This window comes from Kitasatospora sp. NPDC056327 (assembly GCF_042261735.1).
Taxonomy (GTDB): domain Bacteria; phylum Actinomycetota; class Actinomycetes; order Streptomycetales; family Streptomycetaceae; genus Kitasatospora.
The window spans coordinates 1-24,094 of sequence record NZ_JBHJRC010000115.1 but is presented as its reverse complement, the minus strand read 5'-3'; the positions used below and the strand labels follow the sequence as shown (position 1 = coordinate 24,094).

The following is a 24,094-nucleotide window of genomic DNA, read 5'->3' as shown; positions in this document are numbered from 1 at the left end:
CGCGGACAGCGTCCGGCACGGCGGCGATCGGGGCCCTGACGGCCGGGCCGGGCAGCCTTCGCTCCGGCCTGCGGGGCACCGCGGGTGGCGGGCCGTGGCGCGGCCGCCCCGGAGCCGGTGGTGTCGGGCCCGTAGGAGCAGGGTCCTGCCGGCGGTACTTGAGGCGGACCCTGAAGTCATCCCACGGCGGGACCCGCGGCGGCCGTGGACGGCCCGAGACTGGTGGCGGTCCGGGACAGTGGGTTCCGCGGAGGGGGCGGCTCGATGCTGCGTATTGGACGAAGGACTTCTGTGACGGTGGCGGCAGCGGCCGTGCTGGCGGCGCTCGCACCGGCGACCGCGTCCGCTGCGGACGGCCCGGCGCTGCCGGGCGAGGGGAGGCAGCAACTGCGCTGGGAGCAGTGCGCGCAGGACCAGCCGGCCTCAGTGGAGTGCACCGTGGTGACGGTGCCGCTGGACTACGCCGATCCGGGCGGCCGGACCATCGGGATCGCGGTGTCCCGGATCAGGGCGGAGAACCCGGCGAAGCGGCGGGGAGTGCTGCTGATGAACCCCGGCGGGCCGGGTGCCGAGGGGCTGACGATGCCGGCCGGGATGGCGCCGCTGCTGGCGGCGGAGGTGCGGGAGCGATTCGACCTGATCGGTTTCGACCCGCGCGGGGTCGGACGCAGCGCACCCGTCCACTGCGGCCTGGTGGGGGACGAGCAGGTCCTCAACCACCCCTACTCGGCGGCGACGTTCGGTCAGGACATCGCCCGGGCGCGGAGCATCGCGGACAAGTGCTCGGCCAAGGCCGGGGACCTGCTGCCGCACATCACCACCCGCAACACGGCCCGGGACATGGACGTCGTCCGGGCGGCGCTGGGCGAGCGGAGGATCTCCTACTTCGGGCTCTCGTACGGCACCTACCTCGGCGCCGTCTACACCCAGATGTTCCCCCGGCGCGCGGACCGCTTCGTCCTCGACAGCGCCCTCGACCCCGCCCTCGTCTGGCGCGGCGTGCTGCGCGGAGCGGCCGAGGCCGCCGAATCCGCCTTCACCCGCTGGACCCGCTGGGCCGCCGAGCGGGACGCGGCCTTCGGCCTGGGCACGACCCCGCAGGAGGTCCGCGCGACGTTCTGGGACCTGGTCGCCCGCGCCGACCGGGAGCCGATCACCCTGGCGGGACAGGTGTTCGACGGAGGCGCGATCCGCGGGCAGTACCGGTCCTTCGTCCGGGTCGAGGCCATCACCCCGTTCATCGCCGCGCTGAGGGCCGCGGCCTCGGGCACCCCGGCCCCCGCCGGCAGCGGTGCCGGCGTCGCGCAGGCCGAGACTCCGCCGCAGACACCGGACGCGGACAACAACGCCTCCGTCACCTGGGCGGTGCTGTGCGCGGAGGGCGGGGACTGGCCGCGCGACCCGGAGCAGTACCGCCGCGACATCGTCCGCGACCGCGCCACCCGCCCGCTCGCGGGCGACTTCGGCGCCACCATCCAGCCCTGCGCCTTCTGGAAGTCCGCCCCGCGAGAGACGGCCACCGTGATCAACAACGGTGCCCGGGCCCTCATCGTCCAGAACGAGTGGGACCCCCAGACGCCGGTGGAAATGGCCCGGGGCATGCGGCGCTTCCTGCACGGCGCCCGTATGGTCACGGTCGCCGGCGGCGAGGGCCACGGCGTGCTGGTGAACGGCCGCCCGACCTGCGCCGACGCCGACGTCACCCGCTACCTGACGACGGGCCGCCTCCCCGCGAAGGACCGCACCTGCACCTGACCCGTTGCGGGGCAGCCCCGGCTGACCGGCGGCAAGAGGGCCCGGTACGGGCACGCCCAACGCTGCCGCTGACCGAGCCGGGAAGTCGTTCGCCGCGGCGCAGGACGTCATCGCGCAACTGCCCTCCGGCACCGCCGACGCGGTGCTGAAGTCGGCACAGCTCGCCTACGACCGCGGCTTCACCGCCGTGTCGGTGATCGCCGCGGTCGGCCTGGCCGCCACCGCCCTCCTGGCGGCGGCCCTGCTGCGCCCCCGTCCGGCCGCCGGGCAGGCCGACGGGGACGTGTAGACGGGACGTACAGCGGCCACCGGCCTCACGGTGGAGCGCCCGTGGGTCTTCGGCGAACCCACTCGCGTCAGCAGGAGCGTCAGCATGAAGCCCGGTCGTCATCCGGCGTGGGGCCCGGGAGGATCACCGGGAACCGAGCTCCGCTCCCACGGCCGGGTCCGAGGCCCACGCCCTCAGCACCGTGAAGTCCTCCGACCGCAGCCCGAGCCGAGCGTCGATCCTGTGCAGCAGAGCCGGACCGGCGTGGTGCACCGCCACCCAGTCCCGGTCCGCGGACGAGATCTCGTCGTCCAGCCAGGCGAACGGTCGCCCGCCCGCCCACGCGACGATGTCCGGGGTCTTCCAGAACACCCCGCCGCCCGGCTCGGGGCGGGGCACGGTCCAGGTGATCACCGGCAGCTCGGGAAGGCCGAGGACCGGAGCGACGTAGGCGTTGGCCTCCTCCTCCCACGTCGTTGCCCACACCAGGTCGAAGGGCAGCGCCGCCAGCTCGGGACCGTGACCGGGGTTCAGCCAGACCCGCAAGGGCTTGGGCCGCTTGTCCGGAGTGCCCCAACTGGACAACCGGAGCTTCTCGGCCGCGACCCAGCGAGGGGTCGACAGTCGGTGCGTCTCGTACCCGCCCGGCCGACGGGAGGGCTTCGCGGCATACGGATTCAGCGGCCCGTCCACGTCCAGCAGCAGCAACGGCCTTGCCGGGGCCCCATCCGCACTCATGCGCCGCACCGTACCGCGACCCTCGTCCACCGGCCCCGGAATATTTGGGGAAACGGTCACCCGGGCCGGGGGAAGCGATCCTCCACGAGCGGTTCGTACTGCCGGCCGGCCCTGCTCGTCAGTACTCCCGGTCCGCGCACCGGGGGAGAGGGCAGCAGGCGGGGCGCGGGCTGACGTCCGGCGGGGGACGCCGCCTACCGCAGCACCGGAGGCCTGTAGCAGCCGCCGGAGCGAACACCGCGCCGACCGCCGGAACGGAGCGGACGGCTTCCGGCCGCCCGGCTCGTTCGCGGGCTTCTGCCCCCGTCGAAGTGCTCCCGTTCCGCGCGGTGCCACCGCGGCCGACAGGGTGCGTCCGGAGGCGGGAACCCGGTGGTTCGTCGTGGCGCGGGGACTGCGGCGGACACCGTTCGGGTGATGCCGCCCAGGGGCCGTGACCCGTGATCGACGCTCTCGTTGATCGTCCTCGGGGCAGCGCGGAGAAGCCGGGCGCGGCCCGCGGTCGGGTTGGCCGTCGCGCGACCGTGGCCGCTCCGTGGGGGAGTTCCGTCGAACGCGGGCCGGTCAACGCCAGGGGGGTTGTCGTGATGCTTTCAGCGCACCTTTCGTCGAGTCCGGCACGGGCCGTTCCCTGGCGCGGCCGCGCGACGCAACTGGTCGAGGCCACGGACCGCGCCCCGGAAAAGGCAGCCGGGCGGGCCCAGGGGCGCGGCCCGTGACACGCCCTCCTTCGTGCAGAAACGATTTGATGCGCGATGACGCCCCCCCGGGGTGGCCCCGGCCGAACGGCCGCCTCACGCACCCCGGCCCGAGCCCCCAGCCCCAGCCTCGACGACCCCCGGAGCACCAGTGTCAACCACCTCTTCCAGGCCGGCCGCACCCACCGCCGCACCGGCCGACACCGGCCGCGAAACGCTGCCGGGCGCACCCGCCGAGAACGACGCCGCCGCCCCCGAAGCACGGCTCGCGGGCGCGAACGTCCTGATCACGGGCGGCTCCCGCGGCCTGGGCCGGGAGATGGCCCGCGCCTTCCTCGTCCACGGCGCCCGGGTCACCGTCACCGGCCGCGACCCCGACGCCCTGGCCGCCACCCGCTCCGCCCTGGCCGGGCACGGAGAGCTGGGCACCGCGGCGGCCGACAGCACCGACCATGCGGCTCTGCGGGACCTTGCCCGGCGTCTGCGGGCCGAGCAGGGCGGCACGGACGTCCTGGTGGTCAACGCCGCCCTGCCCGGCCCGGTCGGCCCGGCCTGGGAGAACGACCCGGTCCAATGGTGGTCCACCCAGCAGACGAACGTGCTCGGGGCCTTCCTCACCTGCCACGCTTTCGTTCCCCAGCTGATCGAACGCCGGGGCAGGATCGTGATCATCGCCAGCCATGCGGGAGCACACCGCTGGCCGCACGCCTCCGCCTACTCGGTCTCCAAGGCCGCCGCCATCAAGTTCGCCGAGAACCTCGCGGCCGAACTGCATCCCCACGGCGTGCCGGTCTTCTCCTACCACCCGGGCAAGCTCACCATCGGCATGGCCGAGATCCAGATGACCGGCCGACCGCAGCCCGGAACCTGGCCCGAGCGCATTCAACGCTGGTACCTGCGCGAACACGCAGAAGGACGCACCACTCCCGTCGAACACAGCGTCCGCGGCGTCCTGCGGCTGGCGGCGGGAGCCGCCGACCACCTCAGCGGCCAGTACCTCACCCACGACCACGCCGACCTGGTCCCCGGCCCCGGGCGCACCGTGCCGCGCACCCCCGTCTCCGGGCCCACCGTGCCGCGCACCCCCGGACAGGGCGAGCCCCTCCCCGGACCGACAACGGACGACGACGCACTGCACCCATGACCGACTCCGTGCGGGCCACCCCCGCACCTAGCTGCAAGGAGGCCCCCGTGCCCCCCGCCCTCCAGGACACCGAAGGCCGGAAGCCGGCCGCGTCCCACTGTCCACCGCTCCAGTACGCCCCCGTCGCGGCCTTCGCCAGCCCGCTCACCCGCATGGTCCTGGCCAGCGAGGGCCTGACGACCACGCTCCTGCAGGCCGCGGTCAACAGCGACCTTCGGGTGCGCGCAAGCGCCGTGCACACGGTCCACGCCGGCGTGCTGGACGCGGCCGCGCACCGGGAACTCGCCGCGAGCCGACACCCCTCGTTCCTCCTGCGGCACTCCCTGCTGGTCACGGCGGACGGCACCGAGGTCTCGGACAACTACGTCGCCGCACGCACCGACCTCGACCCGCGCATCGGCGACGCCGTGCTCGACACCACCTCGCCCGTCGGAGGCGCCCTGGCACGTGCCGGCCTGGCCCTGCGCCGACGCATCCTCGCCGTGGGACACACCACCCGGCCCGGCTGGGACAGGTGCGCGTGCAAGGTCTACACCCTGGACAGCGGCACGGGTCCGGCGCTGTTCGTCCGCGAGGTCTTCAACCCCGGTGTCCTGCCCCCTGCTCTTCGCCCCCGGAAACCGCAAGGAGAACGCTCGTGACGGACGTCTTCCGGACCGCCCTGCTGAACGCCGTCGCGGCGGGCGGCGAGGCCGTCGCCGTGATCGACGACCACGCCGCCGTACGCTACCGGACCCTGGAACGGTGGTCGGCGGACCTGGCCCGGCTGCTGCCCGGGCCGCACCAGGACGGCAGCCCCGCGCCGCGATGCGCACTGCTGCTGCCCAACTCGGCGGCATGGCTCGCCGCGTACCTGGCGGCCCTGCGCGCCGGTCTGCTCGTGGCACCCCTGAACATCGCGCTCACGGACACCGAAGTCACCCGGGTGCTGGTCCACTCCCACATCGACGTACTCCTGTGCCCGCCGGAGCGGGCGGCGGACCTTCACCGCCTGACCGCCGAACGACGACTGCGCACACGGGTGCTGCCCGTCGCCTCCGCCCCACCGCACGACGCTGGCGGTGGCGGTGGCAGCGCCGTCCCCGGCCCGTGGCCGCACTCGCGCGCCGGCGCCGCCTGCCTGCTCATGCACACCTCCGGCACCACCGGCACCCCCAAAGCCGTCGTCCAGACCGAGCAGGCCCTCGCCCTCACCACCGCCTACTGGAGCAGCCGGCACCGCCGGCCGCACGACACCGTCGCGCTGGTCCTGCCCCTGGCGCACACCTATGGCCATCTGGCGGCCACGGCAACGCTGCTGGCGGGGGGCTGCACGGTGCTCAGCGGACGCCCGTTCGACGCCGACCACTGGGCGCACCTCGTGCGCCGCCACCGCGTCAGCGTCATCGAGGGACCGCCGGCGGTCTACATCCGGCTGTTGGCCAACGGCACGGACCTGCCCGGTCTGCGCGAATGCCTCACCGGCGGCCAGCAGCCGCCACCCGGCCTGCCCGACGCCTGGCGCACCCGGTACGGCGTCGCGCTGCGGGAGGCCTGGGGCATGACGGAACTGTCCGGGCCGGGCCTGGACGCCTCGCTCGGGGCGTGCCCGGGCAGCGCGGGCCTGCCCGTCCCCGGGCTCGAAGTGCAGGTGACGAACCCGTCGGACGGCCTGGTCGCGAACGAGGGCGAGGTCGGGGAACTGCGGGTACGCGGCAGGGAAGTGACGCCGGGCCGGGACGAGGACGGCCGCACCGAGCCCCTCACGGATGCGCTCGGCTGGCTGCACACCGGCGACCTCGCGCGAGCCGACGCCCACGGCTGCGTCACCATCGTGGGGCGCTCCAAGGACGTCATCCTCACGAACGGCTACACCGTCCACCCCGCGGAGATCGAACAAGCCCTGTTCCGGCACCCCGACGTGCAGGATGCCGCCGCCATCGGCCTTCCCGACCCGCAGCGGGGCGAAGCCGTCCACGCGGTCCTCGTCGTGCGCCCCGGGGCGCGAACCACGCCCGAGGAGGTCCTGCACCACTGCCGCCAGTACCTGGCACGTTACAAGATCCCCCGCACCCTCCACTTCGCCCGGGCCCTGCCGCTGTCGCCCACCGGCAAGGTCGACCGCACCGCCCTGCGAGCCGGCCTGCCGACTCCCTGAAACCGCCCGCACCCCGGACCGGCCGGCGCCCGGCCACCCGCCGCCGCGGCAGCTCACCCGCCGCAGCCCGGGCCCGTGGGCCCGCGTCCACAAGCCGGTCGAGGACGGGCGCCGGCAGTGCGTGCGGCCCGCCGTCCTGCCCCGGCGGGCCCCGGACACCCGGGCCCGGGCAAACGCCGACCGGCTCCCGGCCCCGTACCCGGCCCGTGTGCTCGGGATCCACGCCCAGCGCGTCATCGATCCGGTGCGGCTCCACCGCGACCTGCGGCCTGGAACTGGTGACCGCGCCGCGCCCGCCGACGAGGGCGGTGCGCGACGAGGCCACCGGCGGGCGGGTGTCCGGGCTCGACCCGGGGGCGCCGACCGGTCGACGAGGCACCCCCGGAGGCCCCGACCGGGCACCCTGCGGCGGCAGGGCTGGAGCGGCGGGTTCCTGGACGGCGCTGTCCGCGGTGCGGACACCCGCCCTGCGAACCGCGGCGTCACCGACCGCAGCCGGCCGCGGCTGCAGCGGGTCAACTCCCGGCCCTGACCGACGGAACAGGCCACCGAGCCGGTCGAGCAGCGGCAGCGGAGTGCGTCGGCCGCCCTCCGGGGACAGTCACCCGGAGCGACGGTTCCGGCACAACACCGCCGCTCTCCTGGCTCGCCGGTGCTATGCTCGGTACCGGCGGTCCTGGATGCCCACCCTCGTGGTGCGGGGACCGATCGCCGTTCATCACCCGGGTACGCCGCGACGGACCTCGGAAACCAGCAAGCCGTCGGCGTTTTCAGCGCGGTACGGGCGGCATGCCGCCCGAGCGCGAGAGCCCCCTCCGAGGAAGCCGGTCCGGGGATCGCCCGGCACCGGGCCCTGTCCGGCGTGGACCCTGGCGCCCGAAGCCGCCAGTTCCTCGACAGGCCCCCGGCCGGCCAGGCGCGCCGGCCGTGCCGCGTTTCCCCGGCCCCCGTACCCGGCCGGCCGTGTCGTTGACCGCCGGCTCGTCCCCGCCGCGACCACCACACCCCTTCAACCTCAGGAGCACCCTGTCGTGACCACCACCACCGAACCGCTGACCGGCACACCGCCGACCGGCACACCGCTGGACGGCCTGCTGAAGACCGACCTGCACCAACTCGCCGCCGACCTCGGCATCCAGGGCACCGTTCGCCTGCGCAAGAGCGAACTCGTCGAGGCGATCACCACCGCCCGCTCCACCGCCCGCCCGCCCACCGAGGGGAGTGCGCCCCGGACCGCGAACACCCCGGGCCGCACCGGCCGGCCCGTCCTCCCGGCTCCGCGCACGCGCGGCCGCTCCGGCCGGCCCACGCCGCAGCAGGACACCGCCGCCGGCCCCGATCTCGTGCCGGCGTCCGGGGTGCTGGACATCCGGGAAGGCAGCGCGGTCCTGCGCACGTCCGGCTACCTGCCCGGGCCCGGCGACGTGGATCTCCCCGCCGGTCAGGTGCGTGCTCTGGGCCTGCGGCGCGGCGACGTCCTGACCGGCGCCGCCCGCCCGCGCCCGGGTGCGGCCCGGGCGACGTCGGTCCGCATCGACACGGTCAACGGCACCGGCGTCGACGGGGCCCGCCCCCGCCCCGCGTTCCACGAGCTGACGCCCCTGTACCCGGACGAGCAACTGCGCCTGGAGACCGGCCCGCAGCAGCTGACCGGCCGCGTCATCGACTTGATCGCCCCGATCGGCAAGGGGCAGCGAGGCCTGATCGTGGCGCCGCCGAAGGCGGGCAAGACGCTCGTTCTCCAGTCGGTCGCGGCAGCGATCGCCCGCAACCACCCCGAGGCGCACCTGATGGTCGTCCTGGTGGACGAGCGCCCGGAGGAGGTCACCGACATGCGCCGCTCGGTCAAGGGCGAGGTCATCGCCTCCACCTTCGACCGGCCCGCCCGCGAGCACATCGCCCTCACCGACCTCGCCGTCGAACGGGCCAAGCGCCTGGTCGAACTCGGCCACGACGTCGTCGTCCTGCTCGACTCCCTCACCCGCCTCGCCCGTGCCCACAACGCCGCCGCCCCCGCCCACGGACGGACGCTCAGCGGCGGCCTCGACGCGAGCGTGCTCCAGCATCCGAAGCGGCTGTTCGGAGCGGCGCGCAACATCGAGCACGGCGGCTCGCTGACCATCCTGGCCACGGCCCTCGTCGACACCGGCTCCCGCATGGACGACCTCATCTTCGAGGAGTTCAAGAGCACCGGCAACATGGAACTCCGCCTCGACCGCCGGCTCGCCGACCAGCGGCTCTTCCCCGCCGTCGACATCAGGGCCTCCGGTACCCGCCGTGACGAACTCCTCCTCGGCCCCGCCCGAACCCCCGCCACCTGGGCCCTGCGCAGGGCCCTGGCCGGCCGCGACACCCACCAGGCCGCAGAACTGCTCCTGGAGCGCCTGAAGCGCACCGGAACGAACGCCGAACTCCTGCACCAGGTCACCACCACCTCCCCGCACCGCCCGGCCTGACCCGAGTCCTACAGACCCGCCCGGTTCGCCTGGCAGCCCGCCACTCCGGGCCGCTGATGAGACCCGTCCCGCTTGACGCGTCACCACGTGCGATGTCTGCACTGGTCAGCTTCAGGCACTGTCGCAGGCAGCGGTCGGCGAGAACGGATTGCGGTACGCCGTCCGAGGGGCGCCGGGGTTCGGCGCGACAGCTGGGTGGGCCCGGCCGCGGTGGATGCGACCGTGCCGCGGTGGTCGCTGGTGTAACCGCCGACCGAGGCCGCGCCGGCGCTGCCAGGCTCCTGCCGTGGCCCTTCGTCCGGGCCCGCACCCGGTCCAGGCCGGCCCCGAACCGGGCGTTCGATGATCGGCGTGAGGCACTGGGACTGCCAGGGCCGCCGACTCGCCGGATGTCGGGACGTCCGTACGGCGGTCCTGTTCGCCTTCGCCGGGTTCCAGCCCGGCCACGGTCCGTGCGCCGGCGTCCGGACGGCCCTGGCGGCCCTGGCCACCAGCCGCGACCCGGACTTCGGACACACACCCGCGATCGACCCCGACCCGCTCGCCGACGCACTGCGGCGCCACCCCACCGGCACCTGTTGCCGCCCCGCACCGCCGTAGACATACTCAAGGAGCCGCTCGCGCGGGCCGGCTCCGTGTGGGCGGGCGTGCCGTTCAGCGTCCGGACAGCGCCCCGCCGTTGACGTGCATGGTCTGACCGGTGATGTGTCCTGCCGCCGGTGAGGCGAGGAACAGTACGGTGCCCGCGATGTCCGCCGGGGTGCCGGCCCGGCCGTTGGCTGTCTGGGCGAGCAAAGCGGCGCGGCGCTGGGCGGTCATGCCGCCCTGGAAGAAGTCGGTGGACTCGATGTAGCCCGGGGCGATGACGTTGGCGGTGATCCGGTCTTTGCCGAGGTCCTGGGCGAGGGTGAGGTTCCAGGCCTCGACGGCGGCCTTGGCGGAGCCGTAGGAGCCGGAGCCGCCGCGGTGGGCCGCGATGGAGCTGATACTCACCACGGCTCCCCCTTCTGTCAGGCGCGGTCGCAGGGCGGTGGTGACCAGGACCGTGGAGAGCACGTTGGCGTCGAGGTTCGCGCGCCAGGCCGCCGCGACGCCAACCAGGTCAGAGGGGGGCGCGGCACCGATGTCGGTGTTGCCCCCGGCGTTGTTGACCAGCACGTCCACCTGCGCAGGCAGGTCGTCGAGCGCAGCCTGGACCTGCCCGGGGTCGCTCGCGTCGAAGGCGACGGCACGCACGTTCGGGCCCAGGTGTGCGGCGGTCTCCTCCAGCACGTCCTTGCGACGCCCGGTGAGCACTACCTGGTCGCCCTGCGCAGCGAATGCCTCGGCGACCGCCCGCCCTATCCCGGTACCGCCACCGGTGACCACGATCTGACGCATCCCCACTCCTCGTTTAGTGCTAAACGTGTATGGGATGCTACCACCATGAACACGCCGGACCAGCCCCGCCCTGACCGCGCCGAGGAGATCAGCCGAGCCTGGCAACGCGAGCAGCCCGGACTGCCGGTCGACTCGATCGGCATCCTCACCCGCATCCACCACGCCGCGAAACTGCTGGCCGACGAACGCCGCCGCACCCTGGCCCAGGTCGGCATGGACGCCGCCACCCTCGACCTGCTCAGCACCCTGCGCCGCTCCGGCCGGCCCTACCGCCTGTCCACCCGCGAGCTCGCCGCCCGCTGCCTGATCACACCCGGAGCAGTGACCCAACGGGTGGACCGAGCCCAGCACGAGGGACTCGTCCACAGACTCGCCCCGGACCCCGGAACCCGCGCCGTGCCCGTGGAGCTCACCCCCGAGGGGCACCACGCAGTGGAGAACGCCGTCCACGGCCTCCTGACCTACGAGCAGGGCCTCATCGAAGCCCTCTCACCCGAGGAACAGCAGCAACTGGCCCGCCTCCTGACAGTGTTGCTACAGGACCTCAATGACCGCGCTCGCCACCACACCTGAACCACACCACGTGTCAACGGACACCGGCTCCCCGCAGTTCCGGCCAGCAGGGGCGGGGGGCCGCGGGCGTACGCCGACAGCCGGGGCCCTCACGTCGACGAGCGTGAGGGCCCCGGCCATCTGAGGTAGGCGATTTTCGTGACGTGGGTGATCACCTGGCTCTGAATCCCGGATCAGCACCCGTCAGTTTCTTTCCGGGCTCGCGGGCTCAAGGGGCGCGATGATCTCTGCCGCAGGTGCGCCCCGGCCCGGCCTCGCCGGTGGGGGTGTCAGTGCCAGGGGGGTCGACCGGTGCCTTCGGCCCACAGGGCGAGGGCGCGGTGGTCGGTCATGCGGATGCCGACCCGGGTGCAGAACGCGGCGGCGGCCTTGGTGAACGTGCTGGTGGTGACGACGGCCGCGAGGTCGCAGCCGTGGATGTCGCGGTAGGTGCCATTGACCTTCTGGACGTCCTGCGAGCCGACGAGGCTCCCGGGGCTGTAGCGCTTGGCCTGGATGAGGATGCGCTGCCCGGCGGGGGTGGTGGCGAGTACATCGGCGGCCAGGTCGCCGGACCCGCCGACGACGGTCACCTTCGTACAGCCGTCGCGCCGGCACAGGTCCGCGAGCGCGTGCTCGAAGGCCTTCGGGCTCATTGCCGTGAACGCCCCGATGCGGCGCAGCTGTGCCGTGCGCGCGTGGTGGGCGCGGCGGTCGGCGGCGGCGCGGGCGCGTACGACTGCGGCGGCCGCGCCCAGGGCGACGACGATGATGCCGGTGAGGGCGAGGAGATGGTGGGCCAGCCACTGGACGGCGACGGTGGCCAGGGAGAAGGCGGCGAGGGCGCCCGTGCCGAGCAGGACGGCTTGGTCGCGTGCCCGCCGGGCGCGGCGACCGCGGCGACCGCGGCGGGCGGTGATGGTGCGTCGGCGTACGGGCCTGCGGGCCACGGGCGTCCCCCTCCTCGTCCACGGTGTGCCGACGAGCCTAGGAGCGGACGGCTTGGTGACACAGGGAAACCAGGCAACCACAAGAGCGTCTGCGGGGACTTGACCGGATCCGGACGGTGGGAGGCCGAATCGGCTGCGTGGTCCGGCCGGTTTCCCCCAGACCTGACCAGGGCCAGCCGTCGTGTTGCGGGCCGATGACGTGCGGCGGTTTCATAAGTCGTCTCCCGCCCGAGGCTCTCCGAGGTAGGGGAAAAGCCACAAGCCGTCCCTTCGGACCTGCGGTTCTACGAGCCGTCCATCGCCTGTACGGGCGCGTCGCACCGGGGCGTCCGTGGTATAGCAAGGGATGCACCATGAGCGCATGAACTTCATTCAGGAGTAGGGTAGTTGAGTTCGACGTCCGAGCAGATGACCGGGGTCCGGGTCCGTGACCTGGTACGGGATGTGGTCGCCGCCTGCGCGCCCGGGGAGGTGGTGATCGTCGAGGGGCTGCTGCGGCAGAGCGACGCCCAGGTCCTCGCCAGGCTGCGCAGGCGCCGTGGTGAGCGTGATCCGCTCGGCTTCGGCCTTGCCGAGATCGTGCCACTCGTGGCGCCGATGCTGTGGCTTACCCTGGAGCGGGCCCGCGAGAGGATCGCGCAGAACCTGGTGGACGGCGCCTCGCGCGGCACGGCGACGCTGTGGCAGCGGATGCGCAGGCGCCCGCCGGTCCCCGAGGTCATCCCTCCGTTGATCCGGGAACAGCAGCGTCTGGTCCACACGATGGTGTTCGACGCGGCCGTCGAGGCCGGGCTCTCCCCGGACCTCGCACGGCGGATCGCCGACGGTGTGGTGGCCGGCCTCGTCCTGGCCGATCCGGACGAACCGCAGGACCGGTCCGCCGAGCAGGCGGAGGAGGACGGCGCGGAGGAACCCCGGGAGCGGCGGTGACCGGTGCCGGGCCGGACCCCGCCGCTGTCGACGAGCGGGTGCTGGGTGCGGGCACGAACGCCCGCTTCGCCCTCCTGCTGGTCCTCCTCGTGGCGGCCAGCGGCTCGATGCTGATGCCCGTCCTGACGGCCTTCCGCTCCGGCAGCCTGACCGGCTGCCTGCTGGCGGCCGGCGCCGACGTCGACCGGCTCGGCACCCTGGGCTCCACGCTCCGCACCACCGGCCAGAGTCTCGCCTACCTGCCCTGCGCGGCCCGCGACAACCCGCCGCTCCCGTGGTGGCAGATCGTGTGCGGGCCCGCCGCGGTCCTGCTGTTCGCGGCGGCCATCGCGGCCGTGCTGCCGCGCTGGAAGCAGCGTCGCGGACGGTGCGTCGAGCTGGCCCTGGTCGACCGCACCGGTGTCGTGGAGGCCAGGGTCCGGGCGCTGGCCGCCGGCCGGGTCGACCCGGTGCCGGCCCTGTTCCAGGCATCCGCCGTCCTCACCCGCAACGGCGCGGCCTTCGGCCGCAACCGCCGTCCCCGGCTGCGGCTGAACGCGGGCCTGGTCGCCTGCCGCGACACCGATGCTGCCACCTTCGACGCCGTCGTCCTGCACGAGCTCGCCCACGTCGCCAACCGGGACCTGACGGTCACCTACGCCACCGTCGCGCTGTGGCGGTCCTTCCTCACCCTCGTCCTGTGCCCGTACGTGCTGGTGACCTTCTGGCGGGGCACGCGCCTGGTGGCGCGGGGCGACACGCTGTTCTCCGCGGACTACGCGCGGCAGGTGGCCCTGCCGGTGCTGACCGTGCTCGTGATCTCCGTCGTGCGCGCGGAGGTGCTGCGCAGCCGTGAGCTGCACGCCGACCTGACGGCCCGGCGGTGGCGGGCGCCGCTGGAACACGTGTGGGCCGCCATGCCCCCGAGGAGGGCCGTTCGCGGGGTGCGGCGGTGGGCGGACGGGGCCCTGGAGCTGGTGCGGATCCACCCGCCCTGGGAGGTCCGCCGCGACGCGCTCGCCGATCCCGCGCCCCTGTTCGAGGTCAGGGCGCTGCTGATGTTCCTGATCGGCGTGATCGCCGCGTTGACGAACTACCACCTGATGTGGCACTTCGTGCCGCACATGGCGATGATGAACGGCTGGCTCAACCAGGCGGTCGGGGCCGCCCCGGCCGCCGTGGTGGCAGCGGCGACCGCCCCGCTGCTGTGGCGGGCGGTGCTCCGGACCACCGCCCTCGGCCGGCGCCCGCCCACCGGTGTGCGCGGCGGCCTCTGGCTGGGCGCGGGCCTGGTCGCCGGCTCGGTACTGAACGGGCACACCACCGGCAGCCTGTGGTTACCGGCCAGATGGGGGGCGCTGGGCTTGGTGGTGGTGGCCGCCGTCGGCTTCACGTGCTGGACCACCCAGTGCGCCCGGCTGGCGGCAACCGTCCGACCTGGCCGCTCACTGCGGTTCCCGCTGGCGCTCGGCCTGGTGGCGGGCTGGCTCGTCCTGTCGGTCTGGTTCACCTGGTGGGACTATTACGGTGCGATGTACGTCCACGGCGCCTGGTACGACGGCGCGGGTGCCCGGCAGGCGGTCGTCCAGTGGTTCCCCGGTACCGGCACGGTCCGCCCGGACACCAGCGCCCTGATGGCCCGGGTCGTTCCCCCGCTGCGCTACGTGGTCGGGGTGCCGCTGGTGCCGCTCGCCGCCGTCACGTCGTGGGTCGTTCCGCTGGCCCTGTGGGCGGTCGGCAGCCGGCGTGGCGGGCCGGGCACCGCTGCGGTCCCGCTCCTGCCGTCCCTGCGCAGGGCCCTCGGAGCCGCGCTCGGTGGCGGAGCGTTCGCCGTCGTGTGCGTCGCCGCCGTCCAGGCCTGGCTGCACCACCTGCACGCGGGGGTGGGGCAGCGCGGAGGACTGTATGCCTTCAGCTACGCGCTCTGGTGCCTGGCGGCGATCGTCCTCGGCGCGGCCGTCGCGGCCTCGGCGGCCGCCCGCGTACCCGCGTTCCGGCTGCCGGCGGCTCTGGTGGCCTCCGGCACCGCCGCGCTGCTCGGCATCGGCGGCATGGTGTTGTTGATCTCCGCCGACGGCTGCCTCGGTTCGCTGTCCGTCCTGAACGACACGTGCGGCTGGCGGCCCGCCTGGCGGCAACTGCAGGGCGGCCTCACGTTCCGTCTCGTCATCCACGCGGCACTGCTGGTGGCGCCGGTCACCGCTCTGCTGGTCACCGCCCTCGCCGCGCTCGCCCGCAGGACGGCCGACTCTAGGACGGCGCGCCGCCCCCGGCCCTCCCCGGCCGTCGGTCCACCGGCCGGGCGCCAGCGCGTCCTGCCGACGCTCGGTCTCGGCACGTGCGTTGTGGCCCTCGCCACCGCGGTGATCCTCCTCGTCGCCGACGTGCCCGGCCAGCTGCGGCCGGTGGCCAAAACGGTGTCGCCCGCCGCCCAGGCGGAGTTCCAGCGGATCATGGGGCTGCCGATTCTCCCGGTGTCGGCGCGCATGCGGTGGCGCCAGGTCCACGCCTGGTACCGGGTCGGCGGCCGGTACCTGGTCGAGAACGCGATGGCCGACGGCGCTGCACTGGTGAAGGTCCTTGGCGAGGCCCGGCACGACGAGCGGATCGACATCACCCCCGCCCTGATGACCAAGGTACGTCCGTTCTGCGTCGACCTCCGCAACATCGCCGGCTGGGAGGTCTACTACTTCCAGGTCCCGGACCCAGCTGCGCAGGCCGCCTGGCACCGGTTCGGGGTGACGGCCCTCGTCGCAGGCGGCCGGTGCGCCGAGGCCGCCAACCGCTCCGACACCGGCGCTTTCGCCTCCTCCGTGACCGATCTCCTGAAGGCCGTCCGTGACGTGCGTGACATGTCCGGCCGGATCCGGCAGATCCTCGACGACCCGCAGGACCGCGTCTTCACCGGTAGGCCCCTTCCCCCGCCCCAGCCCCGCCTCTGACCGACACCCGCCACGGCGTCACCTCTACTTGCTCCCGCCGACCGGGCCGGCCGGGCGCGCCGCTCATCGGCGTACCCGGAGCGCGTGCGGATCACCCGCCTCGTCCTCCTCGCCGGCGGAGCCTCGCCGGCGAGGAGCCCGGCCTTCGGGTCCGTGGACGCGATCAGTCCGTGGCTCGGCTCTCGGACGACCGTTGCGGGGCGGCATCGTGGTGGCGCCGGTCTTGCGGGTGGGTCCGACGGCGGTCAGTCTTTTGGTAAGCCACCTGAACGCAGCCTGCGTGCAAGAGAATTACAGCAAGGAAGCCGAAGTTGCGGGGGAAGCAGTGAGTCCAGCCGAACCACCTCGACCGGGAGTTCCTCCGCCGCCCGTGGGCTCGCCGGATCCCGGCCCCCTTCCTGACACTTCAGGGCTGGAGGGCGAGGCCGCTGCTTCACCCGTGCCGGCCAGGAGGCTGGGAGAGTTGGCGGCCGTCGTGTCGGCGATCACCGCGGTGTTCGGCCTCGTCCTCGGGTTCCTCGGCCTTCCCGCCGTCGTGAACTCGCCGACGGCCAGGACCGTGACCGAGACGGTGACGGCGACCGCAACCGTCACCGTCACCGCCGCCCCGGACCACGCCGGGCCCCCACCGACGCCGGGCGCCGGCGGCAGTGGTGCCCCGTCACCGGCCCCTTCCGGCACCGGTCCGTTCTCGCTCGTCCGTGATCTACTCCCCGTCGAGACGACCGGCGACGGCTATCTCAAAGGCGGGCAGAAGGTCGACACCCGCTCCTACCCCACCGCGCTGAGCGGCCTGTGCAGCAAGTACACCTGGCAACTGGACCGCCAGTACACGACGCTGACCACCCGCCTCGGTGTCGGGGACGACACCCCTTCCAGCCATACTTTCCTCTTCTACATCGACGTGGAGGGCACGCGAAAAAAGGAACTGACCATGGGCCCCGGAGATGCGGTGGAAACCATCACCCTGGATGTGAGCGGAGCCTTCCGCGTCAGCCTCGGAATCGACGGCTGCGCCTGGGGAGATCAGCTCGGCCGCGGAGTGTGGATCGATCCCGTTCTCTCCAAGGCACGCTAGCGGCCCGACCACCCTGGCGCCCCGTTCGCGCGTCAAGCAGGGCCACGTGCGCGAGTCGCGGGGTGAGCACCACGAAGGCTGGGCGGCCCTGGGCCGGTGACCTGGACGACTCCGACGAGGGCGACAGCGTCTCGGCCATCGCCCACGGTGCCACCGTCTCCGTCGTCGCCCGGGTGCACCGCTGGGCCTGCGCCGTCGGTATCGTGCGCATCGTCCGCGTGATCTGCGGACCGTAGGCGACCGGATGCCGGGTGTACGACCTCCGCGCAGAGCCGCGCGGGACCGATTGAGGGGGACGCTGTGGCGTCGACCACCCGCCGGGCCAAGCCGCCGAACGACGCGCTGGCCCGGATGATCGACAAGTGCCAGGGGGCCAGCCACAAATCGCTGGCCCTGCGGGTGAACCAGCTGGCCCACGAAGCCGGGCTGACCACCACATATACGCATACCTCGGTCGCGAACTGGTGCCGCCGGGGCATGGTCCCCGACTGGCCGGTGCCCAAGCTGCTGGCCCGAGCCATCGGCGAACGGCTCGGCCGGCCCGTGCAGTTGGCGGAGATCGGTATGGCGGATGCGGAGACACCGGACACCGCGGTGGGGTTGGATTTCCCGCGAGACCCCGCCGACGCCGTGCGCGTCGCCACTTCGTTCTGGAGCAGTGTGAACCGCCGCGACTTCCTCACCGGATCCAGCTTCGCCGTCTCCGCGTTCGCCACCCCGGTGACCCGCTGGCTGGTCACCCCCGCCGACGACGGCTCCGCCCACCGCGGCCGCGGCCGGGTCGGCGCCGCCGACCTCGCCGAACTGCGGGAAGCCGCCGCCGACGCCCGCCGGTGGGACTCGAAGTACGGCGGTGGGAACTGGAAGGCCAACTCCGTCACCGCCTGCCTGCAGGAACGCGCGGTGCCGCTGCTGAACGGCTCGTTCAGCGACGACGTGGGCCGCGAGCTGTTCTCGGTGACCGCCGAGCTGTCCCGCCTGGCCGGCTGGACCGCCTTCGACGTCGGCCAGCACGACGCCGCCCAGCGGCACTTCATCCAGGCTCTCCGCCTCGCGCGGGCCGGCGGCGACGTCGAGCTCGGCTGCTATGTCCTCACCACGATGGCGATGCAGACCCTGCTGCGGGGCTTCGCCAGCGAGGCCATCGACATGACCCAGGGCGCCTTCCAGCGGGCCAAGGGCGAGGCTGCCCCCCGGGTGCTGGCCTTCACCAAGCTCATCGAGGCCAGGGCCCACGCCCGCGACAACAACGCCAAGGCCGCCTCGGCCGCGCTGGCCGCCTCCGAGACCCTGCTCGACCAGGCCCGCGACGGCGCCGGCGAACCCACATGGATCGACTTCTATCACCACGCCCGGCTCTCCGCGGACGCCGCCGAGATCTTCCGCGACCTCAAGAACCCCAAGGCCGCCCTGGCCTGGAACGCGCAGGCCACCACCATGCAGCCGGGCGTGTTCACCCGCTCGGTCGGCATGCGCCTGGCCATCGTGGGGACCGCTCACCTCCAGAGCCGCGACCTCGACCAGGGCCTGCGGTTCGGCGACCAGGCCGTCGACATCCTCGCCCGCGTCCAGTCCTCCCGGGCCAAGGACTACGTCCGCGAGTTCAACGCCGCCCTCGCGCCCTGGCGGCGCGAGCCGGCCGTCCGCGAGCTCCTCCAGCGCACCCGCACCGAACTGGGCATGGCGGCGTTGAACTGCTTGTCATCTCCTCCGCGAGTGGGGAGGACAGGTCGGCAGGGGCTTGCGTGCTCAGCCGGTGGGCGTGCTGGGGCCGCGGTGTGAGGCTGTCCGGGCAGCACCCGCAGCCGGCCGCGCGGAGCGGTGAGCTCGCCTCGCAGCTGCTGGTTCTCCAAGGTCGGCTGGTTGACGGTGCGGACCAGGCCCTGGACGTCCGCGCGGAGCTGGGCAAGTGCTTCGCCGCCGCCTTCGAGGCAACCAGGCAGCGGCGAACCGAACCCCCGCGCACTCCGGGGCTGTAGGGCCCGGCACGGCGCAGCGGGGCACCCGGCGTCCTTGGCAGACTGCCGGCACACCGTCCCCGTCGCGCTCCGCTACCTCGTCGGCCCCGGGTTCCGGCACCGACCAGGTACCAGGACGGCTGGGGCGAGCTGGTGATGAACTGGGCGGATTTGGAGGGGAGGTACGCGTTCCCCGACGAGCACCTCGACCGTCTGCGGCGCATCACCGGCTGACACAACGGCGCCTGGTACTTCACCCCGGCGGTGGCGAAGTCGGCACGTGGCATACACCCGCTGATGGCCTGGTAAGCGGTCCTGCACGCGCTGTCCACCCTTGCCCGCTACCAGCCGGCCCAGTGGGCCCGCCACATCGACGTCGACGCGAGCGTCCACGCGGTTCCCATCGAGCGGCTCCTGGCCAAGGCCTGCCACGTCCTGCCCGTCCTCATCGCCGAGACCCTCGACGAAGTCACCACCTGACCACCGGCTTGGCCCGCCGGCGCCCTGGCTAGGTGGCCGCGTCCTGCGTCTGCGTGTCGGTGTGCTGGAGGCGGCTGCGGGCGGTGACGTGGTCCTCGCCCGACAGTCCGGCCCAGTACCCGTTGGCCCACACCGCATGGGCCGCCGGGCGCTCGGCTTCCTCCAGCCGGGCGGACTCCGCCGGCGCCTCCTCGGCGAGCCCCTCCCGGGCCGCGTCCAGGTTGCCGCTGCGGCCCGGCAGCGTCGCCAGGTGCGCGCGGCGTGCGGCCTGGGCGGCCTGGGCGTCCTCCAGGGCCCGCTGCGCCGTGATCAGGGTGCTGGGGCATGGCCGCCGGTGCCCCGGGGCCGGGGCGATGCAGTGTCAGCATCGTTGATCTGGAGTGCTCTACGATCCGTCCGGGTGGATCTTGACGTATCGCGGTGCGCAAGCGCCGTGCCGAGGCAGGGGTGGGGCGTTGTCGTCAGTGGACGTGGTGAGGGAGTCGGCCAGGGCGGGCCGGGTCGTGCTGTTCGAGGAGTCCGCGCGTGACGGCGCGCAGGCCAAGACCCTGATGAGCGCCGGCTTCCGGGTCAAGCTGGCCCAGGCGCAGGGGGCGGTGTTCGGGGCGGACGGGCCCCGGCACGTGGTGTTCGCCGCGGGCTTCCCCTCCGTGTGCGGGCAGGAGTTCGAGGCGACCCGGCAGGTCGCGTCGGAGGCGCAGGATTCGGTGAGCCCGTCCGCGATCTGCCGGGGAACGGTGGCGGACGTGCGGCAGGCGCTGCGCGCGGTGCGGGGTGCGGCGCACGCACGGGTCATGGTGATCGTCGCCGCTTCCGAGGCGACCGCCCGCGCCCTGGTGCACACCGGCGCCCGCGATGCCCTGCGCGAGGGCCTGGACGTGGTGAAGGAAGCGGTGGGTCTGGCGGACGGCACAGCGGTGGACGTGTGCCTGGTCGACGCTCCCCGCGCGGACCACGGCCTGGTGGCCGAGTACGCGGGCGCGATGACGGCCCAGGGGGCGGGGACGATCGTGCTGGCCGACACGGTCGGTGACCTGCTGCCGGGCCAGACCCGGACCCTGTTCCAGCGGACCGCGGCCGGCGCGGGGCCGGAGGCGGTCCTGGTCTCGCACCTGCACAACGACCTCGGCCTGGGCCTGGCCAACACCCTGGCCGCAATGGAGAGCGGAGTACGGGTGGCGGCCTGCTCGTGGCTGGGCATGGCCGAACGCAGCGGCATGACCGCCACCGAACAGCTGCTCTTCCTGCTCGCCCACGACCGAGTCAAGGCCGAACAGGTCCTCGGGCCGGGCTGCGAACCGTGGTGGACGCAACCGGACCTGACCCGGCTGCCGGCGATCGCGCGGATGGTGTCCGCCGAGACCGGAGTCCCGCTCACCGTCACCACCCCCGTCGTGGGCAGCGGTGTCGCCACCATCTCCACCGGAACCGCTTTCACCCACCCGCGCACCTTCCAGCCATACGACCCCCAGCAGCACCTCGGGCTGGCCCCGACCGTTGTCCTCACCCACCTCGCCAGCCGGCGCGTCCTGAGCGCGGTCGCCGAGCGGCTCGGCCACCGGCTCGACGCGGCCCAGACCAGCACCGCCCTGGCCTGGGTCAAGGACCGCGCCTACCGCCTGAACCAGGCCGTCATAGCCGACGCCGACTTCGCGGCCTACCTCGACGGCCTGACCGCCGGCACGCCCCACTCCTGAACGGACCCGCCCCATGCGACCCACAGCCCCACTCGACACCAGCGCGGCCGCCCACGCCCTGACCGCCGGACAGGCCGCCGTCCTGCCCAACCCCAGCCCGCTCACCTACGTCGTCACCGCCACCACCCCCCAGGCCGTCAACCAGGCCAAAGGCCGCCCCACCGGCCAGGAAGTCGCCCTGTGGGCCCACGACGACACCACCTGGACCGACCTCACCACCCACCTGGACCTGACACCGACCGCCCTGCGCACCGCGCACACCCTGCTGCGTGACCACCTGGTCACCCTTCTTGTGCCCACCCGCACCCACACACCGCCACCGGCCTGGTCCACCCCCGCCTTGCGCGACGGACACCTCCTCCTCTTCGGCGCCCGCTGGCAACCCCTCACCCCACTGCTCGACCGCTTCCCACGCCTCTACGTCAGCAGCGCCAACCGCACCGGACACCCCCGGCCGCCACCGCCCACCAGGCAGCCGCCATGTTCGGACCCGACACCCCCGTCACCGACGCCGACACCCTGCGCCGCACCGACACCCCCCACGCCGCCACCACCACGCTGCGCATCACCCCGGACGGGGAGCTGGCCCATGTCCGCCACGGCGCCCAGGACCAGGCCCACGGCAGCGACCCGAACCGCTATCTGGAACACCTCCGCGAGGCGACGACCCGCTGAAACCCCGGCGGCTGGAGGGCGCGGGGCCCGGCCCCGCTACGACCTGGAGGCCGGCCGCCGCTACATCGCCGACCGCCTGGCCGCCCGCCGCGCCGAAGGGCACCAGCACCCCCTGACCACCGGCGGGCCTGGCATTACCGGCTCCTGTCCGGGGGCGCCTGCTGCTCCTGGCCACCGCGGCCCGCTGCGGCCCGCCCCGGCCACCGGGCTGCTGCTTTCCGCTCACTGCGTCGACCGCTGTCCGGTCCTGTCCGGCCGCCCTCCGGGGTTGTCCCGCCCGCTTCCACCAGCACATCCACGGCGGGCCCGGCCTGCCCCGCCCGCCGACGCGGGCAGGGCCGGGGGAGGCGGCGGGGCACCGTACCGGTGTGCCGGGGCGGGGCCGGTGCCCCAGCCGGGTTGTCCGCCAGGGCCCGGCGCACCGCTTGCGGGAGGCCGGGGACGACTTTCGTCGGGGTTGGGCGGCTGCGTCATCTCCTGGCCCCCTTCGTCCGGCGGCTGATCGACCGTAAGCTCGTAGCCGACGGGCGGCACGCCGTGGACGGCCGTTTGAGCAGTGCGGTGTCGCCGGGCGGCAGGAATGCTCATGCTCCGGATCACCGGGCACCGCGCCGAGCGCGGAATTACCTACGGCGCGGCCGAGCCCGACGATTTCGCCACCGCCCCGACCGTGTTCTTCGCGGGTGCGGCACTCGGGGCCGACGAGATGGCGTGGGCTGTCACCGGCCTCGTCGGCGACAGCCTTGTGTGGGGGGCGGTTGAAATCGGTGGGATTTCCAAACCGGTTCGGTGACTTCGAGTCACATGGATGGCCGGATGTCCGGCGGCTCTGGAAAGGTGACCTGTTGCACCGCACACTATCTATTGCCGACGGCAGCATCCGCCCGTCGGCAGGGTCGTCACATCATCCCTGGGGGGAACCATGAAGAAGCTCGGAAAGCTCGCCACGATCGCGCTGGTGCTTGCGGCTGCCCTGAGCCCCGTCGCCGCCGCGCAGGCTGCACCGGCTCCGGGCGGGGGCGCCGCCGCGACCGCCGCGCCGGTCGCCGTCGAGAGCCCGGATGCCGCGAGTGCCCTGCTCAACGGAGCCTGCAGCATCTCCTTCTCCTCCGGTGGCCCGGCCGACGCGGTGGTCCTGTGCGGATCCACCATCCGCCGGCTCGACTGGCCGGACGGACGGTACGAGTTCGTGGTCATCGGTAGCGACCGGCAGGTCTGGCACAGCTACCAGTCCAGCGCAGGCGGGTCCTGGTCCGTCTGGGGCACCCTCGGCACCAGCCACGACGTCCAGGGCGGCGTGTGGGCGTCGTTCTCCGGCGGTAACCCCACTGTGCAGGTCCTCGGCAGTGACGGCGGTTACTGGTGCAACACGTTCAGCGGCGGCAGCGGGTGGAGCAACTGGTACGCCTGCTGAGCTTGTTTTAACCTCGGTAATCACTTGACCTGCTGATCTGCGGTTCTTTCCGGGACAGCGGAGGCGGCCGTTCTCGACGCTTCGAGATGTCGAGCCAAGAAGCACGAGAGAACGGCCGCTGTGTACGAGTCTGCCTGCCGATGTGCCAGCTGGTGATGCATTGGGCGTCTTGTCCCGTTTTCGGGTCGAGTTCTCCGAGCGCCTTTACGCCCGCGCGGATTTGCTCTTCGATCTCACGGACGCGGTGCTGTGCGCGGAGGGGCCGGTCAGGGCCAGGTCTGCTGCTGCCGCGGGCTGCCGACGGGCGGATCGTGCTGGCCGTGGAGGTGAGCAACCGGCTCCGCCCCGATGCCCCGACCAGTGACGGGCGTTTGTTCTGCTTTGTCCACGGGCGCGGGGCCGCAGCCGGGACCAGTTCGTGCCGGGCTAGCCATACTCCTTCGTGGCCGCCCTAGAGTCCGGCCGCACCTCCTGGGCCGCGCTGCCGGATGCTCTGCGCCTGGGGCCGGCCGACGGCGCGACCGCCGTCACGGCGCGCCGGCGAGGCGAAAGAGCCCACTGGAATTCCCCGGGTGATGCCCCGGGGGAAGCATTCGCCGACCTTTCGACACTTCCCCAGCTCATTCCCAGGAGTCGGGCCGCCCTGGGCTGCCGACAAGCCCTTTCCTTCCCTTCTTTGAGCTGTGGTGGTTGGTGGTGCAGTTGGGTAGGTCGGGCTCGGGTTCACCGCCGGGTCCAGTGCTGCCCATCCGCTCCATCGCCTCTGGGGCCCTTCCCCCTTCCCGGCCGGGTGGCCGGGTGCCCCCGCAGGACGGCGCGCAGCGGGAGCCGGCGGGCGCGCGGCCCCCGGTGACGCCCCTATC

Annotated in this window: 21 protein-coding genes and 2 pseudogenes; 20 read left to right on the top strand and 3 right to left on the bottom strand. The window is 73.5% G+C overall.

Features of this window, described 5'->3' with window-relative positions; genetic code table 11:
• The first annotated feature begins 297 nt into the window (after positions 1-297).
• Together ACFCX4_RS18670 and ACFCX4_RS18665 are read left to right on the top strand one after the other, a co-directional pair.
• Entirely contained in the window at positions 298-1,755 is a 1,458-nt protein-coding gene (locus ACFCX4_RS18670; RefSeq protein WP_376143689.1) for an alpha/beta hydrolase, read from the top strand.
• Between the two features lie 142 nt (positions 1,756-1,897).
• Complete coding sequence (locus ACFCX4_RS18665; RefSeq protein WP_376143687.1) at positions 1,898-2,044, top strand: MHYT domain-containing protein; 147 nt, start codon at positions 1,898-1,900, stop codon at positions 2,042-2,044.
• A gap of 123 nt (positions 2,045-2,167) precedes the next feature.
• Here the strand turns inward: ACFCX4_RS18665 and ACFCX4_RS18660 are convergent, their stop codons facing one another.
• Complete coding sequence (locus ACFCX4_RS18660) at positions 2,168-2,761, bottom strand: hypothetical protein (protein WP_376143686.1); 594 nt, start codon at positions 2,759-2,761, stop codon at positions 2,168-2,170.
• 849 nt (positions 2,762-3,610) lie between these two features.
• Here ACFCX4_RS18660 and ACFCX4_RS18655 point away from each other — a divergent pair.
• From ACFCX4_RS18655 to ACFCX4_RS18630, 6 genes and pseudogenes are all read left to right on the top strand, one after another.
• Positions 3,611-4,603, top strand: a complete 993-nt coding sequence (locus ACFCX4_RS18655) for an SDR family NAD(P)-dependent oxidoreductase (protein ID WP_376143684.1) — start codon at positions 3,611-3,613, stop codon at positions 4,601-4,603.
• Positions 4,600-5,244 carry a hypothetical protein gene (locus ACFCX4_RS18650; RefSeq protein WP_376143682.1) on the top strand — a complete coding sequence of 215 codons (645 nt, stop codon included), beginning with the start codon at positions 4,600-4,602 and terminating at the stop codon, positions 5,242-5,244. The genes ACFCX4_RS18655 and ACFCX4_RS18650 overlap by 4 nt, the downstream gene beginning before the upstream one ends.
• Entirely contained in the window at positions 5,241-6,740 is a 1,500-nt protein-coding gene (locus tag ACFCX4_RS18645) for a class I adenylate-forming enzyme family protein (protein WP_376143680.1), read from the top strand. Before ACFCX4_RS18650 ends, ACFCX4_RS18645 begins: the two co-directional genes overlap by 4 nt.
• A gap of 680 nt (positions 6,741-7,420) precedes the next feature.
• Positions 7,421-7,891: pseudogene (locus ACFCX4_RS18640) on the top strand (hypothetical protein); the annotation flags it as partial.
• Positions 7,874-9,196, top strand: a complete 1,323-nt coding sequence (gene rho, locus ACFCX4_RS18635) for a transcription termination factor Rho (protein WP_376143695.1) — start codon at positions 7,874-7,876, stop codon at positions 9,194-9,196. The pseudogene ACFCX4_RS18640 and the gene rho, both read left to right, overlap by 18 nt.
• A gap of 351 nt (positions 9,197-9,547) precedes the next feature.
• The gene (locus tag ACFCX4_RS18630; RefSeq protein WP_376143678.1) at positions 9,548-9,796 is read left to right on the top strand and encodes a hypothetical protein; all 249 of its coding nucleotides are present in this window, start codon (positions 9,548-9,550) and stop codon (positions 9,794-9,796) included.
• A 54-nt stretch (positions 9,797-9,850) separates the two neighbouring features.
• Here the strand turns inward: ACFCX4_RS18630 and ACFCX4_RS18625 are convergent, their stop codons facing one another.
• Positions 9,851-10,576, bottom strand: coding sequence for an SDR family NAD(P)-dependent oxidoreductase (locus ACFCX4_RS18625; protein WP_376143676.1), 726 nt, complete (start codon positions 10,574-10,576; stop codon positions 9,851-9,853).
• 45 nt (positions 10,577-10,621) lie between these two features.
• Between ACFCX4_RS18625 and ACFCX4_RS18620 the strand changes: the two genes are divergently transcribed.
• The gene (locus tag ACFCX4_RS18620) at positions 10,622-11,149 is read left to right on the top strand and encodes a MarR family winged helix-turn-helix transcriptional regulator (RefSeq protein WP_376143674.1); all 528 of its coding nucleotides are present in this window, start codon (positions 10,622-10,624) and stop codon (positions 11,147-11,149) included.
• A gap of 269 nt (positions 11,150-11,418) precedes the next feature.
• On the opposite strand, the gene ACFCX4_RS18615 is transcribed toward ACFCX4_RS18620, so the two are convergent.
• Positions 11,419-12,078: a restriction endonuclease gene (locus tag ACFCX4_RS18615; RefSeq protein ID WP_376143672.1), complete on the bottom strand. Its 660-nt coding sequence runs from the start codon at positions 12,076-12,078 to the stop codon at positions 11,419-11,421.
• A gap of 387 nt (positions 12,079-12,465) precedes the next feature.
• Between ACFCX4_RS18615 and ACFCX4_RS18610 the strand changes: the two genes are divergently transcribed.
• From ACFCX4_RS18610 to ACFCX4_RS18560, 11 genes and pseudogenes are all read left to right on the top strand, one after another.
• Entirely contained in the window at positions 12,466-13,008 is a 543-nt protein-coding gene (locus ACFCX4_RS18610) for a hypothetical protein (RefSeq protein WP_376143670.1), read from the top strand.
• Positions 13,005-15,929 (top strand): hypothetical protein, encoded by a 2,925-nt coding sequence (locus tag ACFCX4_RS18605; RefSeq protein WP_376143668.1) that lies wholly within the window; start codon positions 13,005-13,007, stop codon positions 15,927-15,929. The genes ACFCX4_RS18610 and ACFCX4_RS18605 overlap by 4 nt, the downstream gene beginning before the upstream one ends.
• Before the next feature lie 463 nt (positions 15,930-16,392).
• A complete protein-coding gene (locus ACFCX4_RS18600; RefSeq protein WP_376143666.1) occupies positions 16,393-17,007 on the top strand; it encodes an NPCBM/NEW2 domain-containing protein in 615 nt (204 codons plus the stop codon).
• A gap of 62 nt (positions 17,008-17,069) precedes the next feature.
• Positions 17,070-17,243 (top strand): hypothetical protein, encoded by a 174-nt coding sequence (locus tag ACFCX4_RS18595; RefSeq protein WP_376143664.1) that lies wholly within the window; start codon positions 17,070-17,072, stop codon positions 17,241-17,243.
• Between the two features lie 64 nt (positions 17,244-17,307).
• Positions 17,308-18,789, top strand: a complete 1,482-nt coding sequence (locus ACFCX4_RS18590; RefSeq protein ID WP_376143662.1) for a sporulation protein — start codon at positions 17,308-17,310, stop codon at positions 18,787-18,789.
• 491 nt (positions 18,790-19,280) lie between these two features.
• Complete coding sequence (locus ACFCX4_RS18585; protein ID WP_376143693.1) at positions 19,281-19,445, top strand: YaaC family protein; 165 nt, start codon at positions 19,281-19,283, stop codon at positions 19,443-19,445.
• Positions 19,446-19,909: 464 nt separating this feature from the next.
• Positions 19,910-21,142, top strand: a complete 1,233-nt coding sequence (locus ACFCX4_RS18580) for a 2-isopropylmalate synthase (protein ID WP_376143691.1) — start codon at positions 19,910-19,912, stop codon at positions 21,140-21,142.
• 480 nt (positions 21,143-21,622) lie between these two features.
• On the top strand, positions 21,623-21,817 hold the full coding sequence (locus ACFCX4_RS18575) for a hypothetical protein (RefSeq protein WP_376143661.1): 195 nt from the start codon (positions 21,623-21,625) through the stop codon (positions 21,815-21,817).
• A 586-nt stretch (positions 21,818-22,403) separates the two neighbouring features.
• The gene (locus ACFCX4_RS18570; RefSeq protein ID WP_376143659.1) at positions 22,404-22,610 is read left to right on the top strand and encodes a hypothetical protein; all 207 of its coding nucleotides are present in this window, start codon (positions 22,404-22,406) and stop codon (positions 22,608-22,610) included.
• Positions 22,611-22,739: 129 nt separating this feature from the next.
• The gene (locus tag ACFCX4_RS18565; RefSeq protein ID WP_376143658.1) at positions 22,740-23,231 is read left to right on the top strand and encodes a hypothetical protein; all 492 of its coding nucleotides are present in this window, start codon (positions 22,740-22,742) and stop codon (positions 23,229-23,231) included.
• Positions 23,232-23,391: 160 nt separating this feature from the next.
• A pseudogene (locus tag ACFCX4_RS18560) lies at positions 23,392-23,766 on the top strand (transposase); the annotation flags it as partial.
• Between the last annotated feature and the right edge of the window lie 328 nt (positions 23,767-24,094).

Bases quoted from the DNA above. Each gene is read 5' to 3' on its own strand.
- ACFCX4_RS18660 (WP_376143686.1), bottom strand. From the start codon at position 2,761: ATGAGTGCGGATGGGGCCCCGGCAAGGCCGTTGCTGCTGCTGGACGTG.
- ACFCX4_RS18650 (WP_376143682.1), top strand. From the start codon at position 4,600: ATGACCGACTCCGTGCGGGCCACCCCCGCACCTAGCTGCAAGGAGGCC.
- ACFCX4_RS18625 (WP_376143676.1), bottom strand. From the start codon at position 10,576: ATGCGTCAGATCGTGGTCACCGGTGGCGGTACCGGGATAGGGCGGGCG.
- ACFCX4_RS18620 (WP_376143674.1), top strand. From the start codon at position 10,622: ATGAACACGCCGGACCAGCCCCGCCCTGACCGCGCCGAGGAGATCAGC.
- ACFCX4_RS18575 (WP_376143661.1), top strand. From the start codon at position 21,623: ATGTTCGGACCCGACACCCCCGTCACCGACGCCGACACCCTGCGCCGC.
- ACFCX4_RS18570 (WP_376143659.1), top strand. From the start codon at position 22,404: ATGCTCCGGATCACCGGGCACCGCGCCGAGCGCGGAATTACCTACGGC.
- ACFCX4_RS18565 (WP_376143658.1), top strand. From the start codon at position 22,740: ATGAAGAAGCTCGGAAAGCTCGCCACGATCGCGCTGGTGCTTGCGGCT.